We start from the raw sequence: 17,437 nt of genomic DNA, 5'->3' as shown, positions 1-17,437 counted from the left end.
TTGTTGCGGCTCAACGGCCTCGCAGGTTTTCGTATTCGGTCTCACTGACGATGCGGTTGACCAAGCGGCCAACGCCTTCCACTTCCACCACCACTTCGTCACCTGGCACGACATCTGCCAGCCCTTCCGGCGTGCCGGTGGCAATCATGTCGCCTGGCGACAGCGTCATGAAGCTGCTCAGGTATTCGATGAGGAAAGGAATGTCGAACACCATGTCGCGGGTGTTGCCCTGTTGGGTCAGCTTGCCGTTAACCCAGGTGCGCAACGTCAGATTGGCCGGGTCGGCCACGTCAGCCTTATCTACCCACCACGGCCCGATCGGTGTCAGCGTGTCGCGGTTTTTCACGCGCAGGTTGGGGCGGTAGTAGTTTTCGAGGAAATCGCGTACGGCGTAGTCATTGCAGACGCTGTAGCCAGCCACGTAGTCCATGGCGTGTTCGCGCGAGACGTGTCGCGCGGTCTTGCCGATGATGACGACCAGCTCGCACTCGTAATGCATGTAAGTCACGTTGTCCGGGCGAACCGACACTTGCTGGTGACCAGTGAGGGTGCTAGGCGATTTCAGGAAAACCAGCGGTTCGGTGGGTGCCTTGAAGGCGAGTTCGGCCGCATGGTCGGCATAGTTCAGGCCCAGGGCAAACACGGTGCCCTGCGCCGGGGGCAGCCAGGTGACGTCGTCTGCCGACAGGCGCTGGCCATTGACGGTAACGCTGTGATCCTCGTTGACCATGACGTTGTGTGTCTGGCCCTGGTAGCGGATGCGGGCGTGTTTCATCGTGCGGCCTCCTCTGCGATAACGGGGTTTTCCAGGCGGCCGATGCCGTCAATGGCAACGGTCACGGTGTCACCGGCTTGCAGGTCCACGCTGCGCAGCGGTGTGCCGGCAATCAGCAGGTCACCGGGTTCCAGGGTCATGAAGCCGGAAATGTCGGCAATCAGCTGCGGTACGCTGCGGACGAGATCGGCGCAGCGGTTGGTTTCGCGCAGGGTGCCGTTAACGTAGGTTTCTACTACCAGCGTGTTCGGGTCGACCCGGCGGGCATCAATCAGCCACGGCCCGATGGGGCAGAAACCATCACGGCATTTGGCCTTGACCGCAGGGCGGTAGAAGCTGTCTTCCGGTTGGCTGACCTCGTTCACCACGGTGTAGGCGGCCACGTAAGCCAGCGCTTGTTCGGCACTGACTTTGCGCGCGGTCTTGCCGATGACAATGCCCAGTGCACCGCCGGCCTGGATGCGGTCAACGCCGGCAGGAAACGGGATGGGGGCACCGTGGCCGATCTGGGTGTTGCTGGTCTTGATGAACAGCACCGGGGCCTGGGGCGCGGCTTTGTAGGGGGCATCCTCAAAGGCGCCGGCCAGCGACTCGACCAGCGAGCGATGATTGAGCGCTGCGCCGTAGACGGTACCGGTAACCGGTGCCAGCCATTGCGGGCTTTCCAGTAACGGGTTGCCGTTATCCAGCAACAGGTTGCCGTCTGCTTGCAGCGTTACGTCGCGAACCTGTCGATTAAGCAAAATGCGTCCACGCGCCATGCTTGCTCCTTCTGCTTGGGTGGCTTGCAGGCCGGCGGCCAACCTTTGGCGGCCTGCTGCTGCAAGTTAGTTAACATGTTAAATTTATACGGCGCGCTGATTGTTCTTGTCAACACCCCGGCTAAAGCATTTGCTGAATATGTTCACTATGCCGGCGGATCACGTGTACTTTGCACCGGGAAGCCGGTACTTTTCGCACGCAAGGCGCACCTTGCTTGTGCAGTCATCTGCCCCTTACCAGGAGAAACTCATGTCTACACCTTGCGATACATCCAGTCTGGCCTATGTTTGCCGGTCGCTCACTACGGTAGCTGCGCTGCAGGCTGTCGAAGCAGCCGTGGCGCATGGGCGCCTGTTGGGTGTGCGGGTCAATGCTGCGGTGGTGGACCGTAGTGGAGTGCTACTGGCCTTTCTGCGTTGCGAGGAGGGGCCGCTGCATTCCGTAGAAATCGCGATGGACAAAGCCTATACCGCAGCTAGCTTCAACATGGCGACTGAGCTGTGGGCCACCCGGTTGGCCGAGCGCAGTGACGCTGTCCGGGCTGGCCTCTACGGCCGGCCACGCTTTGCCGGTTTTGGTGGCGGCCTGCCTATTCTGCTGGGAGGCGAACGCATCGGAGCCATCGGGGTGTCCGGTGCCAGCGAGGCGCAGGACGTGGCCTGTGCCGCTGCCGGTCTGGCGGCCATTGGTGTGGAGATATGACCGTGGCGCGTGAACGCAGCCCTATCCCTAATATCGATATCGGCAAGGAATACGACAGCCCCTATGCCGCTGCAGAGGTGTCCTACGAGCGGTTTGGCAAGCTGGCGGCATTCTTTGGCCGCAATATGCCGGTGCATCGTCACGACCGGTTTTTTCAGGTGCATTACCTCGCCAGCGGGCAGATACGGCTGTATCTGGAGGAGGCGCAATACATCGCTCGGGCGCCGCTGTTCTTCATGACGCCACCGACCGTGCCGCACGCCTTCATTACCGAAGAAGATGCCGACGGGCACGTGCTGACGGTACGGCAAGAGCTGGTGTGGCAGCTGCTGGCCACCTTGCCCCGGCAGGAAACCGAGCTTCGGCTGATGACGCCATTCTGTGTCGAGCTGGGCAACGTGCCCGAGGCGCTGGCCACCGAGGGGGCACGCTTGCCGCAGCTGTTTGCCTTGCTGGCGGCGGAATTCACGGCGGCGGCGGCCGGGCGCGAACTGGCACTGCAAGGGCTGACACAGCTGTTGCTGATCAGCTTGCTCCGTCTGGCCAGCGAAGCCGGCGACAAGCAGCACTTTCGCCGCGAAGACTTGCATATTTACCACCGTTTCAACGCCCTGATCGAGCAGCACTACCGCGAACACTGGGCGCTGTGGCGTTACGCCGAGCAGATCGGCGTAACCGAAGCCCGGCTCAATGACATCTGCCGCCGTCTGGCCGACCTGCCATCCAAACGGCTGGTGCATGACCGGCTATTACAGGAAGCCAAACGCTTGCTGATTTTTTCCGGCAGTTCGATCAACGAAATTGCTTACCACCTTGGTTTTAAAGACCCAGCGTATTTTTCGCGTTTTTTCCTGCGCGACACCGGGCGCAGCCCCAGCGATTACCGTGCGGCCAACCTGCAGGCCGAATCGCTGCCGCCGCCGATTCGATTTGCCGATTCCGGATAGCCCCTGTTGCGTCGGCGCACAGATACTGCATCGCCCCACCTCAAGGAGTGATGCCATGCTGTCTGTTTTTCGCCGCGCTTGGCGACGGCCCGATACCGCGCGCCTGTTGCCGCTTGCCGACGTTGCACCGCCGTCTTCGACTGCCGGCGATGTGTTGCCCGCCGTGGATGACGCGCCGGTTGTCCGCTTGCTACACACGGTGACGGCCATGCAGCACGGCATGGTGCGTGGCCTGGATGCCCAGCGGCAGTTGGCCGCAGAAATAGAAGTCCGCAGCAGCCGCATGCAATCGGCCCTGACGCAGTCGGCCGCCCAGGTGCAGCAAAGTGCCAGCATCGCTGATGGCCTGCGCCAGGCACTGGCTGCGGAAGTGGCGCAGGTCGCCGGTGATATCCGGCGCGAGTTGGCCGCCGCCGTTGCGCTGATTGATCACAAGGCCGCGCAGGCGCTGGGGGTGATCGAGGAAACCAGCGACATCGCCAAGATGGTGAACCTGCTGGCGCTGAATGCAGCTATCGAGGCTGCCAGGGCGGGGGAACAGGGCCGTGGCTTTGCCGTGGTGGCGGATGAAGTCCGCCGTCTGGCACAGCGCACGCTGGAAAGCGCGGCGCTGGCCATGCAGCACATGGATCTGGGTGAGGTGCAACAGCAGGTTGCCGCGCTGGTCAGCGCCAGCGATGCCAAGCTGGCGGCGCTGATCGACCGGCTGGGCATACGGCTGGGCGACATGGCGCAATTATTTGATGCGCTGGGCAGCAATATGCAGGGGCTGAGTGATACCAACCGGCTGGTGACCGAAGCCGCGCCGCAGGTGGCTCAGCGTGCCGCGCTGCTACTAGGCCATGCCGAGCGGGCTGCCGGCATGGCCGATAGTCTGGCTGTGGCCATGCTCTTGCCCGTGGTCCAGCGCCAGCAGGCGGTGCAGCAGTTGTTGCGCCAGCAGCAGTTGCCGTTGCAGGCGGCCTATGATCGGCTGGCTGATATCCGTGCCCGTGGGGTACTGCGTGTGGCAGTGGAACCGGCCTTTACCGGACTGTCTTTTCGCTTGCGCGATGGCCAGGCGCTACAGGGGCTGGATATCGATTACGCCACGGCTTTTGCCGGTTGGCTTGGGGTGCGGGTGCAGTTTGTCGAGCACAGCTGGGATCAGTGCCCGGACTTGCTGCACTTTGGCCGGCAACCGGGCGAGCCGCTGGCCGATCTGGTCTGGAGTGCCATGCCTGCCGGCATTGCACTGCCAGGGCTGTGGCTATCGCAGCCGTACTGCACCACGCCCTTCGTGCTGGTACGCCGCGCAGGCGATAGCCGCATCCGCAGCCTGGACGACCTGGGCGGCAAGGTGCTGGGCGTGGGCAATGACCCGAGTGCCCTGGCGGCACTGCAGGCTGCCGGGGTGCGCTGGCAGGCAAACCGGGACGTGCCTGGCGGCCGCGTGCAGCTAGCCAACCTGTTGCTGTATTCCGATCAGCGGCGCATTCATGCCGCGGTGGCGGAGGGCAGTGTCGATGCCTTTGCTGTGGAGCGCACCATTTTCCACTGGGCGGCAGTGGATGCGGCCAGCCCGTGGCGGGGGCGCCTCGATATCTTGCCTACCCCGCTGACACCCACACCGTGGCATTACTGTGTTGCTGTGGCTGCGCTGGCGGAAAACACCGCCTTGCTGCAGGCCATCAATACCTTCCTGGCCGACTTTCTGCCTGGCGCGCGGCGCGCTGCCATCGAGCAGCGCTGGCAGGGCGGTGTAGTGTAATGGCTCTCCCGTGGCCTGGTGCTTGCCGGGCCATTTCTCCTTTGCGCGCCCGATGGGCGCTTTTTTTATCATTGCTTGTTCTTATCCCTCATCTGAAGGATGGTGGCGGTACCCGGCCTGCGTCACACTCGATTCAGCCCCTAAGAGGCAAGACAAAAAAAGCAGGCTATCGTACCCCCACACGCCGCATCGCAAGGAGACCCATCATGCAACACGCTGGTATGGCTTCAACCTGCAGTCTGGCCGCACTCAGTGCGGTTCTGCTGGAAATCTACCGACTGGCGCGCGAGGAGTCGCTGTCGCGCTTCCACCAGACGGTGCTGGAGTGCTTGCGACCGATGCTGCCTTTTGACAAAGCATGGTGGGGACGGGCAGCACAGGGTGAGGGCGGGCCACATGAGCACAGCTCGTTCCTGTTTGGCCTGCCGGAATCGTACGTAGACGACTGGAAGGCCATTCGCCATCAGGATGTCACCGTTGCCCGCGTACATGCCAAGCCGGGTATGGCCGTGGTGGTGAATATGCAGGCCCCGGATGCGACTGACGGGCTGCGCTGGCTGGGGCAGCGTCATGATATCGGCGAGCTGTTATGCGTAATCTGCACCGATGGCGTTACCCAGCTCAGTGACCATCTGGCGTTGTATCGCCGCCCCGGCGCGGCGGCGTTTACACCCGCGGAGTGCGAGCTGCTGGCGTGCCTGATGCCGCACCTGGCGGCGGCGGTATCGCTTAACCAGTTTCGTACCTTGCAAACGCTGCGGCTGTCGCTCGATAGCCAGGAGCAGCGCCTGGCATTGGCCGTATGTGACGGCATGGGCGTATTGCAAAGCGCCGAGCCGGCTTTTGTGGACCTGTTGCTCACAGAGTGGCCCGAGTGGTCCGGCCCGGCATTGCCGGCCAGCGTGCGGCCGCAGGGTTACCTCGGGCGCCGGCTGCAGATCGAGGCTCGGCAGATCAACGATCTGTATTTGCTGACAGCCCGCTTCCGCTGCGCGATGGCGCAGCTGTCTTCCCGTGAGAGCGACGTTGCCCGCCTGTTTGGCCAAGGGGGAACCTACAAGGAAATTGCCCGCCAGCTTGGCATGTCACCTCATACCGTCCGCCATCACATCCGTTCCATTTACACCAAGCTCGGCATCAGTGGCAAAGCGGGCATTGCCCACTTGCTGCACCAGACACCACCGATGTCCTAAGCCGTCTCTGTCTCGTCCGCCGATCGGGCGGCGAGGTTGACCCCATCCTGCCATAAGGCGCTGTTAGGCCTGAGGGCGGAGCTTTGCCCATAACAAACTCACTACACAGGAGTCACACATGTCTCGTTCTCGTCGTTTTCTCGGCTTTGCCGTCTGTCTGGCTGCCGGCAGTCCACTGCCCCTGATGGCTGCAGATACCAATGCACGCGACTTTTTTGCCGCCCCTAGCGGCACCCAGCTTGGCTTGCTTTATCTGCCGACAACCACCGCCAACCGCTTCAACGGGCAGGGGGGCGATGACCGGTCTGCCTCGCTGGACACACGGGCGCTGGTGTATCGCCACGTGCTGTTTACCGACGCCTGCGGCACTTTGTGCACGCCGCAGTTCATCGTGCCGCTGGCCGATATCGAGGCCAAGCTGCCCGGCCGGACGCAAGCGCAATCGCAACGCGGCCTGGCAGACCCGCAAGTGGGTGGCACGCTGTTTTACGTCAACAACCTATCCCAGCGTGAGTACGGCGGTTTGCTGACGCTGGTGACCTTGCCGGTGGGGCACTATGACCGCAAGCAGCCCGATGTTTCGCCGGGGGCCAACCGCTGGGGGGCTACCTTCCTTCTCAACTACACCCGCGGGGTTGGCCGCCAATGGGTGCTGGAGTCGTCGCTGGAGGCCCAGTTGTTTGGCCGCAACGACGATTACGACGGTGCCACCCTTAAGCAAAAGCCCTTGTACCGGCTGCAGGCGTTTGCTTCCTACGACTTTACCGCGGCGACCTACGGTGCCCTGCGTGTCTATCACGCCCGGGGTGGCGAGTTGTCCTATAACGGCAACCCGTTGGCCGGTACCCGCCAGCGTTACACCCAGCTGGGCCTGGAGCTGGGGCATGCGCTAGACCGCCAGAACCAACTGATGGTCAGCGTGGGCAAGAACGTCCAGTCCGAAAACACCTTCCACGGCAGCCAAGCCATGCTGCGTTTCGTCCACGCCTATTAAGGGCAGGCATATGCCGACTTTTTGATGAAGGAAATCCCGATGAGTGACTTTTCTCAGGCAGCGGTGTCACCCGTACCGGGCCAGCGTATAGCGGACTCAGAACGCGGTTTGTTACTGGCTATTGTGGCCTTTGCCGCGGTGGTGCCTGCGGTACTGCTGATGGCGCCGGCCGTGGCGGGGCAGTTAGCCCTGCAGTTTGGCTGGGGGCCAGTGGCTATTGGCAACTTGTTTGCTGCAGAGCTGGGGGCCATGAGTCTGGCCTCGCTGCCAGCCTGGTACTGGCTGCCGCGTAGCCATTGGCAGCGTGCCACGCTGGTGGCGGGGCTGGGGTTTATTGCGGCCAACCTGGCATCGTTGATGGTGGCGTCCTACACCGGCTTGTTGGTTTGCCGCTTCCTTAGTGCGCTGGCGGGGGGCTCGCTGATGGTGCTGTGTATGTCGGCGGCGGCGCAGACGCGCAATCCGGATCGCGTGTACAGCCTTTGGGTGATGGGGCAACTGGTGTTGGGTGCCCTCGGCCTGATTCTGCTGCCGGCGCTGTCCGCACGCTACGGTATTGCAGCCTGCTATGCCGGCTTGGCCGGCTTGATGGTGCTGTGCCTGCCGCTAGCCCGCTACCTGCCAACCGGTGCGTCACCGCAGCGTTCGTCACAGCCACAGGCTACCCCTGAGGTCGGTGGTGATCGCCGCTGGCAGGTGCTGGGTTGTGCCGCCGTACTGAGTTTTTACATCAGTCTGAGCGGCGTCTGGACCTTTGCCGGAGGCCTGGCTAGCCAGGCTGGTATCGATGCTCAGCAAAGCGGCAACATTCTCGCCATGGCGACCTTGCTGGGCGTCGTTGGCGCGGTGTGTGCGGCGCTACTCGGCCAGCGCATCCGCCGCGTGCATGTGCTGCTGGCCGGCTACCTGATGATGATGGCGGCCATCCTGTTGCTGCTGTGGCAGCCCGCCATGCCGCGCTTTACGGTGGCGACCTTCCTGTTCAAGTTTGCCTGGACCTTTGTGTTGCCATTCATTCTGGCCAGTCTTGCCCATCTGGATCGTGGGGGCCGGATGATGAGTGCCATCAATCTGGTGATCGGCGCAGGTCTGGCGATCGGGCCCGCGGTGGCCGGCCAGATCATTGCGGCCAACGGTGGCAGCTTTCAGTTGCTGTTGCAACTGGCGGTGGCCATGGCGGCTGTGTCGCTGGGCATGATGCTGTGGTTACAGCGTCGTACCCGTGTCTAACCCTATTCTGGAGTACATGTCATGTCTCGACGTACCGGTTTCTATTTTGACGAGCTTTGCTTCTGGCACAGCGCCGGCCAGCATGCCCTCACCCTGCCGGTTGGCGGCTGGGTACAACCGCCTTCCGGGGCAGGCCATGCCGAGTCGCCCGAGAGCAAGCGCCGCCTGAAGAACCTGATGGACATCTCCGGCTTGGGGCACAGCCTGGTGCAACGCTCGGCGCCGGCTGCCACGACCGAACAACTGTTACGCGTGCACCCTGCCGAGTATCTGGCGCGTTTCAAGGCGCTGAGCGATGCCGGCGGCGGGGAATTGGGTGACCACGCTCCGATTGGACCCGGCAGTTACGAAATTGCGTGTCTGTCTGCGGGGCTGGCGCTGGCCGCCGTGTCTGCCGTGATGAGCGGCGAGTTGGACAACGCCTATGCGTTGTCACGCCCACCCGGCCATCATTGTCTGCGGGATCAGGCGATGGGGTTTTGCTTCTTGTCCAATATCGCTATCGCGGTGGAAGCAGCGAGGCAACAGTACGGGGTGAAACGGGTCGCCATCCTGGATTGGGATGTGCACCACGGTAACGGCACGCAGAGCATCTTTTACGAGCGCGGCGATGTGCTCACGATCTCTCTGCATCAGGATGGCTGCTTCCCGCCGGGCTATGGCGGGGTTGAGGACCGGGGGGCTGGTGAAGGGCTGGGCGCTAACCTCAATGTGCCGCTGCTGCCGGGCGGTGGCCATGACGCCTACCAGTATGCGATGACGCGCATCGTGCTACCGGCGCTGGCGCGCTTCCAGCCGGAGCTGATTGTGGTGGCCTGCGGCTATGACGCCAACGGTGTGGACCCACTGGCACGCATGCTGGCACACAGCGATACCTTCCGCATGATGACAGAGCTGACGCGTGAGGCCGCCGAACAGTACGCTGATGGCAAGCTGGTACTGGTGCACGAGGGTGGGTATGCGGAAGCCTATGTCCCGTTTTGCGGTCTGGCCGTACTGGAGGCGTTGTCCGGGGTGCGGACGGCGGTGGCGGACCCACTGCTGGATTTTATCCGGCTGCAGCAGCCGGTGGCCGCGATGCAGGTGCTACAGCGTCAGCTGTTGGACGAGATGGCCGTTAGCTACGGTCTCTGACGTCAGGGGGTAGAGAAAACGCCGTTTCCTTGGGGGGAACGGCGTTTTTTGATGGTCTGTCAGGGCTCAGGCGAGGGCGCGGCTGCGGGTTTCCGATGGCAGTTCGTCAAATAGCTTGCGGTAGTCTCGCGAAAAATGGCCCAGATGGTAAAAGCCCCAGTGGCCAGCAGCTTCACGCACGCTGTTCTGCGCCGGTGCCGCTTGCAGCATGCGGCGTACGCCGTTCAGGCGGATGGAACGCAGGTAATCCACCGGCGTGGTGCCGGTAATCAGCTGAAAACTGTTTTGCAGGGTTCGGCGACTGACACGCAGCTGCTGGCACAGGTCCAGTACGGTCACCGGTTCGTCCGGGCTGCGCTGCACGATGGCCTGACTGCGGCGCACGATGTCGCTATGGGTGGCGTGGGTGAGATTGGGGCGTTCGTCTGGTGCCACGTCATGCAGCAGGTCCAGCAGCAGGCTGATGAACTGGTGCTGGATCAGTTTTTGGCTGCCGGCAAAATTGAGCAAGTCAGCATTGTGCAGTGCTTGTTCGAAGGCATTGAGCAGCAGCACGCGCGCGGTTTGCAGCTGCTGCGGGCTGGTTTGCAGTACCGGCAGACGCTGGCGGTGGCGGCTGAGCCGTTGCCAAAGCTCGGGCGCCAGGGTTTCCAGATCGCTGTTGCGGATGGAAATCTGCAATGAATCCACCTGCGGTGGTACGTGGAACACGAATTCTTCATTACTGCGCAAGGCCATTACCGCGTTGTCGCCGACCTGACACCCTTGCAGCGACAGCGGCACCGACAGGCTCAGCGGCACGGCAAAGTGCACCATGTCTGCCGGCGCCTGACCATGCTGCACCACGCGCTGGTTGATGGTCTCCCGGAAGATATCCAGCTGGTCGGTATTCAACCGTTGCAGCGAGCTGTGAAAGCGTCCGGCCGTAATCTGGTCGTAGACTTGGTTCCAGTCGGCCAGTGAGGCAGCATGCTGCTGGGCATCGCTGAAATAGTGGTGATGGGCCTGCATGGTGTGAGCATCCTGTGTGTCTGTTTCGGCAGCAGCGCTGTCGTTTTTCTGGTTTTGCCACCTAGGCACCGGTGGAGGGCGACTGTCTGCCGGACCGGTTTTACCCGGCATTGCCGTTTGCCGACAAGCCAGTATCCCGTAGCGACTGCGCCTCGTCACCGTGAAAGCCGGGGTGCAATGAAAAAAATAGTTAACATATTATCTATTTGCTTGTCGGACAGTGTGCAAGCCAATTGCGGTAAGGCTTGATGACGATGTCAGCAGTGTGACAGTGGCGCGACAGTTGGCCGCGCAGGAGGCCGGAAACCCTGATGTCACGGCCATTTTGGGCCGGGCGCAGGGTTTGCCGATTTGGGATAAGCCGCGGCAAATGCACCGAGTACATTGATATACGTCAAGGCCGCGCTGGATACCTGGCGTGGGTGCAGGATGCACCGCTGGGTGATGCGGCCAACCCGTGATGACGGGGTTGCGTCAATTTCAATGAGGAGAACGAGGATGGATCAGAACCTGGTACCCGTGCTGGACGAGGTGAATGCCTTCCTGCGCAAGGAACATGGGCTGTTGGTGGATGGGGCATCGGTTGCCGCCGCAGCGGGCGGCCGTATCGAGGTACGCAACCCGGCAACCGGGCAGGTGATTGCCAGCGTGGCCGATGCCGATGCTGCCGATGTGGATGCCGTGGTAGCCAGCGCCCATCGCGCCTTTACCTCCGGGGCCTGGTCGGGCCTGCGTCCTGCCGACCGCGAACGCATCCTGCTCAAACTGGCCGATGTGCTGGAAGCGCATGCCGAAGAGCTGGCGCAGCTGGAAACCCTGAACCAGGGCAAGTCCATCCATATCTCCCGCGCCATCGAGGTAGGGGCCGCCATTGAATACGTACGTTACATGGCCGGCTGGGCGACCAAGATCACCGGCGAAACCATGGACGTATCGATTCCGGTACCGCAGGGTGCCCGTTACACCGCCTACACCCGTCGTGAGCCGGTGGGCGTGGTGGCCGGCATCGTGCCGTGGAATTTCCCGCTGATGATTGCCATCTGGAAGCTGATTCCCGCCCTGGCTGCTGGCTGCACCATCGTATTGAAACCCTCCACCGAAACCCCGCTGACCGCCTTGCGTCTGGGGGAGCTGGCGCTGGAAGCCGGCATTCCGCCGGGCGTGGTCAACGTGCTGACTGGCCGGGGCAGCCGTGCAGGCCAGGCGCTGGCCAGCCATCCGCTGGTGAGCAAGGTGACCTTTACCGGCTCTACCGAAGTCGGCAAGACCGTCGGCCATGCCGCACTCGACAACATGGCGCGCTTCTCGCTGGAGCTGGGTGGCAAGAACCCGATGCTGGTGTTTGGCGATGTGGACGTAGACAAGGCCATCCAGGGCGCGATGATGGGCGGCTTCCTCAATCAGGGGCAGGTCTGTGCTGCTGCTTCGCGCATTTACATCCATCGCAGCAAGTTTGACCAGGTCGTAGAAGGGTTGGCCGCTGCAGCCAGCAGCATGACCATCGGTGCAGGTATGGACCTGAACGCCCAGATCAACCCGCTGGTCTCTGCGCGCCAGCAACAGTCAGTGTGCCGTTACATCGATATTGCCCGTGCTGAAGGGGCTCGGGTGCTGTCCGGTGGCCAGGCTGCCGACCTGCCGGGCTACTTCGTGCAGCCGACCGTGCTGAGCAACGTCGATCACCGCAGTACTGTGGTGCGCGAGGAAATCTTCGGGCCGGTACTGGTTGCCATGCCGTTCGACAGCATGGAAGAAGCCGTACATCTGGCCAACGACACGCCTTATGGCCTGGCCGCAAGCGTGTGGAGCAATGACCTGTCGCTGGTGATGAACGTGGTGCCGAAAATCCAGGCCGGCACGGTGTGGGTCAACAGCCACATTCCGCTGGACCCGAACATGCCGTTCGGTGGCCACAAACAGTCCGGGGTTGGCCGCGAATTCGGCCGTGCCGCGCTGGAGAGCTTTACCGAACTCAAGTCGGTGTGCATCGCCCACTAATCCCTGTCATTCGCCTGGCCGGCTGCCGGCCCGCCGGGCTGCATCCTACGTTTACGCCGCGACCGCCGGCCACTTTTTTTGAAGGAGTCTTGCCATGTCTTACGATCAAGCCCGCTTCTGGCACCCCATGCTGCACCCCAACGAGATGCAGCGCCGCGAACCCATCCGCATTGTGCGTGGTGACGGTTGCTACGTGTACGACGACAAGGGCCACCAACTGGTAGACGGTGTTGCCGGCCTGTGGAACGTAAACGTTGGCCACAACCGCCCGGAGATCAAGCAAGCCATCGTCAACCAGCTGGACGAGCTGGAGTACTTCCAGCTGTTCGACGGCATCAGCCACCCGCGCGCCGAAGAGCTGTCTGCCACCATCATCGACATGTTGAAGCCGGAAGGCATGGCCCGTGTGGCTTTCAGTAGCGGGGGCTCCGATGCCGTAGAAACCGCACTGAAGCTGGCTCGCCAGTACTGGCGCGTGAAAGGCCAACCGGACCGCACCAAGTTCATCTCGCTGAAGCAGGGCTACCACGGTACCCATTTCGGTGGTGCCTCCGTAAACGGCAACACTGTTTTCCGCCGCAATTACGAGCCGATGCTGCCGGGCTGCTTCCATGTGGAAACGCCGTGGACCTACCGCAACCCGTTTACCGAAGACCCGCAAGAGCTGGCTGAAATCTGTGCCCAGATGCTGGAGCGCGAAATCCTGTTCCAGAGCCCGGATACGGTTGCTGCTTTCATCGCCGAGCCGATCCAGGGCGCCGGTGGCGTGATTGTGCCGCCGGCCACCTACTGGCCGCTGATCCGCCAGGTGTGTGACAAATACGGCGTGTTGCTGATTGCGGATGAAATCGTTACCGGCTTTGGCCGCTCCGGCTCCATGTTCGGCAGCCGCCTGTGGGGCGTCGCACCGGACATCATGTGTCTGGCCAAGGGCATTTCCTCCGGCTACGTGCCGCTGGGTGCCACCGTGGTCAACCAGCGTGTGGCCGACGCCTTTGCTGCTAATGCCGATTTTGGCGGCGCCATCATGCACGGTTACACCTACTCCGGCCATCCGGTTGCCTGCGCGGCCGCCATCGCCAACCTGAAGATCGTGCGCGACGAGAACCTGCCGGGCAACTCCGCTGCACAAGGTGAGTACCTGCTGGCCAAGCTGAAACCGTTTGTCGACAAGTACGCAGCCGTGGGCGAAGTGCGTGGCAAAGGCCTGATGGTGGCGCTGGATCTGGTGGTGGACAAAGCCACCCGCGAGCCGGTAGACCCGATGGGTGGCTACGCCAACCGCGTGGCAGAAATCGCCCGCGAAAACGGAGTACTGGTGCGCCCGGTGGGCACCAAGATCATCCTGTCGCCTCCGCTGGTCATCCAGCAGCCCCAGCTGGACGCCATCGTCTCGGCACTGGATGCCGGTTTCGCCGGCGCTTGATCGCGCAACGCCGCACTGCCTGACGGAGCCGTGACCATGACCTCTACCGTTTCTGCCGTCGTGGCCCACTATGCCCGTTGTAGCATGAGCAGCCTCACCGGCCTGGTGCCGGTGAGTGCGTGCGCCTTTTACCAGGTGGACGCCTGCCAGCAGCCACGTCACTACCTGCTGCAGGGCATGCCGGGTGGCACCCATCAGCACTATCTCGCGCATTACCAGCAGCATGACCCGCTGTTGCCGGTACGCTTTGGCCCCGATACCACGGTGATGCCGGTCAGCGAAGCGTTGCCGGCTGGCCGTCTGCAGCAGTCGCATTACGGCCGCTTCATGGCGCGGCACGGTATGCACGATGTGGTGGAGCTGTTCATCCGGCGTGGCGGGCGCGTGGTGGCGGGGTTTTCCCTGATCCGCGACGAAGCGCTGGGCAGCTTTACCGGGCAGGAAGTGCTGACCTTGCAGCATCTGCACGGTTTGCTGGAGCTGGCCGCCGGCAGCCACCTGCCTCTGGCCGATCCGCTACTGGCCAGTGAGGTTGCCTTGACCTCCAGGGAGCAAGATGTGGCACTGCTGTTGCGTGATGGTGCCAGTAACAAAACCATTGCCCGCTTGCTGGACATGGGCGTGCCTACGGTGAAGACCCACCTGCAGCACCTCTACCGCAAGTTTGGCGTAAACAACCGTACTGCCCTGACACGCTGCCTGTTTGAGCGGCTGCCGGACAGTATGGCGCCCGGCCTGGTCATCTAGACTGGACCTAGTGACAACCGGCCCCGCGACAAAACCCAATACAGGGTGCCGGCTACAAAGCGAGAACATCAAAGGAGTCCCAACAATGAGCATTCAGCAGAAACTGAGTCGCTACCTCGATCAGGGGGTGGTGGGCTTTCCGGTAGCGCTGGCCAGTTCGGTCGGTGTCATCATGGCCAGCCCGGTGATCCTGACCGCTACCAGTGGCTTTGGTATCGGCGGTAGTACCTTCGCGCTAGCCATGGTGATAGCCTGGGTGATGATGCAGGCACAGGCCACCACATTTTCCGAGGCGGCTTCCATGTTGCCGACTTCGGGTGCGGTATACGACTATATCTCCTGTGGCATGGGTCGTTTTTTTGCCATTACCGGCACCATTTCGGCCTATTTACTGGTACATGTGTTTGCCGGTACGGCCGAGACCATTCTTTCCGGGGTCATGGCGCTGGTGAATTTCGAGCACCTGAACACCATGATGGAAAGCAGTGGCTATTCATGGCTGGTGGGGGTAGGGCTGGTGATCTTGTTTGGCGTGCTTAATTCACTAGGCATCACCATCTTCGGCAAGGCCGAAATCATCCTGACCTTCGTGATGTGGGCCACGCTGACCATCTTCGGTGTCATCGGCCTGATGAAAGCGCCGGCGGTGCATTTTGAAGGCTGGTTCGGCAGCCCGCTGGACCTGTCTGACCCCACTGGTGTGCTGAGTCTGATCGGCATGGCCATGTTCATGTTTGTCGGTTTCGAGCTGGTGACACCGCTGGCGCCAGAGCTGAAACGTGCCAGCCGCAATATTCCGCTGGCCGCCAAGCTGGGTCTGACCGGCGTGGCCAGCACCATGTTCTTGTATGGTGCTGCCATGGTGCATCAGGTGGCCAACGTGCCGATGGACCCGAATAACCCGCAAGGCCCTCACCTGCTGGATACCCCGATGGCCATTCCGGCGTTTGCCGAGCAAGTGATGGGCCCGTTCGGCAAGATCTGGCTGGGTATCGGCTTACTGTTTGCCGGTGCCGCCACCATCAACACGCTGATCGCCGCCTTGCCGCGCATCCTGTACGGCATGGCGCTAGATGGTGCGCTACCCCGTGCATTCACTTACTTGCATCCGCGTTTCAAGACCCCGCTGGTGGGCATCCTGGTGGCCGTCATCATCCCGTGTGCACACGCTTGGTACATCCAGGGCAATCTGGACCGCATCATGCCGCTGGTACTGGCCGCCGTGTGTGCCTGGGGCGTGGCTTACCTGCTGGTGAACATCTCGGTGGTGATGTTGCGTATCCGCCGCCCGGACTTTCCGCGCGCCTACCGTTCGCCGTGGTTTCCGCTGCCGCAGATCGTGTCCAGTGTCGGCATCATCATCGCTATCTGGTTCATCACCCCGCCGGGCATGAACAGCCGCGACATTTACGTACCGTTTGGTGTGATGCTGGGCCTGACTGCGGTGTACGCCCTGGTGTGGACCGTGTTTGTGCAGAAGGTTAACCCTTTCCGCCCGGTAGAAATCGAAGTCTTGCTGGAAGAAGAGTTCGGCAAGGCGGCCGGCCATGAGTCGCTGATCGATGAGGAAATGAAGCGTGTGGCCTCGCTGGGCTGAGCGCTGGCGCCGCCCGCGCCCGCCTCGTGCATACCGCGCCGGTGCCACGCTGGCCAGGCTGCAGCCGGAGCTGGCGTTGGCGGGGGCGGTGTGCACGACGCAGGACGACAGCTCGATGACGTGCACGGTGGGCGACGGCCTGCATTTCACGGTACAGGAGCGTGTCGAGTCGATGTTCCTGGCCCACACCGTGTGCTGCGAGTTCCGGCTGCTGGTGCCTGTGTCCTCCACGCTGGCAGCACTGCCCCCGGCACGGGTGGTGATTCGGCATACCGGAACGTTGCGGCGGCAGGGCATTGCCTGCACCGTCGAAGGCAGCCGGGATGAGGCGTTGCTTGCCATCGCTCGCCGCCTGGAGACCGACCCGCTGGTGATCCGTGCCTTGCTGCCGCTGGATTTTCGTCGCTGTGAGCTGTATCTGGCGGAAGGGTGCTGGCAGCTGTGTATCGAGCACTTTGGTGCCAGCGAGCTGGTGACTACGCTGCCACCGATGCGCCGTTACATCCGGCTGGTTAGTGAGCAGCGTACTGCCATGCTGAGCAGCCTGCAGGTGTGCCGCACCTTGTTGGCCGCATGAGTCCCGCGGATTTTTCCCGACAAAGCACAAGGGCGCCATAGGCGCCCTTGTGCTTTGTTACGTCTCGGCCCAGCTACGCGTCGGGTGTGTTGTAGTCTTCGTTCTCGCCGTCGCTGTCGGCAGTCTCGCTGACCTGGCCCGGTGCCGGCAGCTGCTCCAGCTCGGCCAGCAGTTGCAGCAGTTGGCTCAGTTTGGCCTCGCCAAAGTGCTGCTCGATCTGCTGGTAGCAGGCGGCGGATAGCGGCGAAATCTGGTGCGTCAGCGCGCGGCCGCTGTCGGATAGCGACACGATCAGGCGGCGGCTATCGGTTTTGTCTTTACGGCGATGAATCAACCCGGCCTTTTCCATGCGTACCAGAATGCCGGTGAGGCTGGGTGACAGGATGCAGGCCAGGTCTGCCACCATGCCGGCTTCCATTTCACCGCGGTCGTCCAGCAGACGCATGATGCGCCACTGTTGTTCGGTCAGGCCAAAACCGTTCAAGAGTGGCCGGAAGTACGCCATGACGGCCTCGCGGGCGCGCAACAGGTGCTGGGGGAGACGATGCTGATGCGGGAGATGCTGGTCCATGAGGCAAGTCTGAAGTCTGAATG

General features: G+C 62.4%; 16 protein-coding genes. 12 read left to right on the top strand and 4 right to left on the bottom strand.

What is annotated here, in order from left to right; translation table 11 throughout:
* Positions 1 to 10 precede the first annotated feature (10 nt).
* Positions 11 to 775, bottom strand: coding sequence for a fumarylacetoacetate hydrolase family protein (locus FLQ44_RS12560; protein WP_147694656.1), 765 nt, complete (start codon positions 773 to 775; stop codon positions 11 to 13).
* The gene (locus FLQ44_RS12555; RefSeq protein ID WP_147694655.1) at positions 772 to 1,536 is read right to left on the bottom strand and encodes a fumarylacetoacetate hydrolase family protein; all 765 of its coding nucleotides are present in this window, start codon (positions 1,534 to 1,536) and stop codon (positions 772 to 774) included. The genes FLQ44_RS12560 and FLQ44_RS12555 overlap by 4 nt, the downstream gene beginning before the upstream one ends.
* Positions 1,537 to 1,786: 250 nt before the next feature.
* Between FLQ44_RS12555 and FLQ44_RS12550 the strand changes: the two genes are divergently transcribed.
* The 7 genes from FLQ44_RS12550 to FLQ44_RS12520 all read left to right on the top strand — a co-directional run bounded on the left by FLQ44_RS12550 (position 1,787) and on the right by FLQ44_RS12520 (position 9,487).
* Positions 1,787 to 2,239 (top strand): GlcG/HbpS family heme-binding protein, encoded by a 453-nt coding sequence (locus FLQ44_RS12550; RefSeq protein ID WP_147694654.1) that lies wholly within the window; start codon positions 1,787 to 1,789, stop codon positions 2,237 to 2,239.
* Complete coding sequence (hpaA, locus tag FLQ44_RS12545; protein ID WP_147694653.1) at positions 2,236 to 3,186, top strand: 4-hydroxyphenylacetate catabolism regulatory protein HpaA; 951 nt, start codon at positions 2,236 to 2,238, stop codon at positions 3,184 to 3,186. The genes FLQ44_RS12550 and hpaA overlap by 4 nt, the downstream gene beginning before the upstream one ends.
* Before the next feature lie 55 nt (positions 3,187 to 3,241).
* Positions 3,242 to 4,936: a methyl-accepting chemotaxis protein gene (locus FLQ44_RS24590; RefSeq protein ID WP_147694652.1), complete on the top strand. Its 1,695-nt coding sequence runs from the start codon at positions 3,242 to 3,244 to the stop codon at positions 4,934 to 4,936.
* 206 nt (positions 4,937 to 5,142) lie between these two features.
* Positions 5,143 to 6,129 carry a helix-turn-helix transcriptional regulator gene (locus tag FLQ44_RS12535; protein WP_147694651.1) on the top strand — a complete coding sequence of 329 codons (987 nt, stop codon included), beginning with the start codon at positions 5,143 to 5,145 and terminating at the stop codon, positions 6,127 to 6,129.
* 118 nt (positions 6,130 to 6,247) lie between these two features.
* Positions 6,248 to 7,123, top strand: coding sequence for a transporter (locus FLQ44_RS12530; protein ID WP_147694650.1), 876 nt, complete (start codon positions 6,248 to 6,250; stop codon positions 7,121 to 7,123).
* A 39-nt stretch (positions 7,124 to 7,162) separates the two neighbouring features.
* A complete protein-coding gene (locus FLQ44_RS12525) occupies positions 7,163 to 8,353 on the top strand; it encodes an MFS transporter (protein WP_206208863.1) in 1,191 nt (396 codons plus the stop codon).
* A 21-nt stretch (positions 8,354 to 8,374) separates the two neighbouring features.
* Positions 8,375 to 9,487, top strand: coding sequence for a class II histone deacetylase (locus FLQ44_RS12520; protein WP_147694649.1), 1,113 nt, complete (start codon positions 8,375 to 8,377; stop codon positions 9,485 to 9,487).
* A gap of 66 nt (positions 9,488 to 9,553) precedes the next feature.
* Here FLQ44_RS12520 and FLQ44_RS12515 read toward each other — a convergent pair whose 3' ends face one another.
* Positions 9,554 to 10,498: a helix-turn-helix domain-containing protein gene (locus tag FLQ44_RS12515; protein ID WP_147694648.1), complete on the bottom strand. Its 945-nt coding sequence runs from the start codon at positions 10,496 to 10,498 to the stop codon at positions 9,554 to 9,556.
* 498 nt (positions 10,499 to 10,996) lie between these two features.
* On the opposite strand from FLQ44_RS12515, the gene FLQ44_RS12510 reads away from it, so the two are divergent.
* From FLQ44_RS12510 to FLQ44_RS12490, 5 genes are all read left to right on the top strand, one after another.
* Positions 10,997 to 12,496 carry an aldehyde dehydrogenase family protein gene (locus tag FLQ44_RS12510; RefSeq protein WP_147694647.1) on the top strand — a complete coding sequence of 500 codons (1,500 nt, stop codon included), beginning with the start codon at positions 10,997 to 10,999 and terminating at the stop codon, positions 12,494 to 12,496.
* 94 nt (positions 12,497 to 12,590) lie between these two features.
* The gene (locus tag FLQ44_RS12505) at positions 12,591 to 13,922 is read left to right on the top strand and encodes an aspartate aminotransferase family protein (protein ID WP_147694646.1); all 1,332 of its coding nucleotides are present in this window, start codon (positions 12,591 to 12,593) and stop codon (positions 13,920 to 13,922) included.
* A gap of 36 nt (positions 13,923 to 13,958) precedes the next feature.
* Positions 13,959 to 14,669 (top strand): helix-turn-helix transcriptional regulator, encoded by a 711-nt coding sequence (locus FLQ44_RS12500; protein ID WP_147694645.1) that lies wholly within the window; start codon positions 13,959 to 13,961, stop codon positions 14,667 to 14,669.
* A gap of 85 nt (positions 14,670 to 14,754) precedes the next feature.
* The gene (locus FLQ44_RS12495; protein ID WP_147694644.1) at positions 14,755 to 16,266 is read left to right on the top strand and encodes an APC family permease; all 1,512 of its coding nucleotides are present in this window, start codon (positions 14,755 to 14,757) and stop codon (positions 16,264 to 16,266) included.
* Positions 16,247 to 16,843, top strand: a complete 597-nt coding sequence (locus FLQ44_RS12490) for a DUF3156 family protein (RefSeq protein ID WP_147694643.1) — start codon at positions 16,247 to 16,249, stop codon at positions 16,841 to 16,843. The genes FLQ44_RS12495 and FLQ44_RS12490 overlap by 20 nt, the downstream gene beginning before the upstream one ends.
* 73 nt (positions 16,844 to 16,916) lie before the next feature.
* On the opposite strand, the gene hpaR is transcribed toward FLQ44_RS12490, so the two are convergent.
* Positions 16,917 to 17,414, bottom strand: coding sequence for a homoprotocatechuate degradation operon regulator HpaR (gene hpaR / locus FLQ44_RS12485; RefSeq protein ID WP_147694642.1), 498 nt, complete (start codon positions 17,412 to 17,414; stop codon positions 16,917 to 16,919).
* Between the last annotated feature and the right edge of the window lie 23 nt (positions 17,415 to 17,437).

Source organism: Vogesella mureinivorans (genome assembly GCF_007644035.1).
In the GTDB taxonomy this organism is placed as follows: Bacteria; Pseudomonadota; Gammaproteobacteria; order Burkholderiales; family Chromobacteriaceae; genus Vogesella; species Vogesella mureinivorans.
Note: the sequence above shows the minus strand (reverse complement) of the source record. Positions and strands in the feature narration are given on the sequence as shown.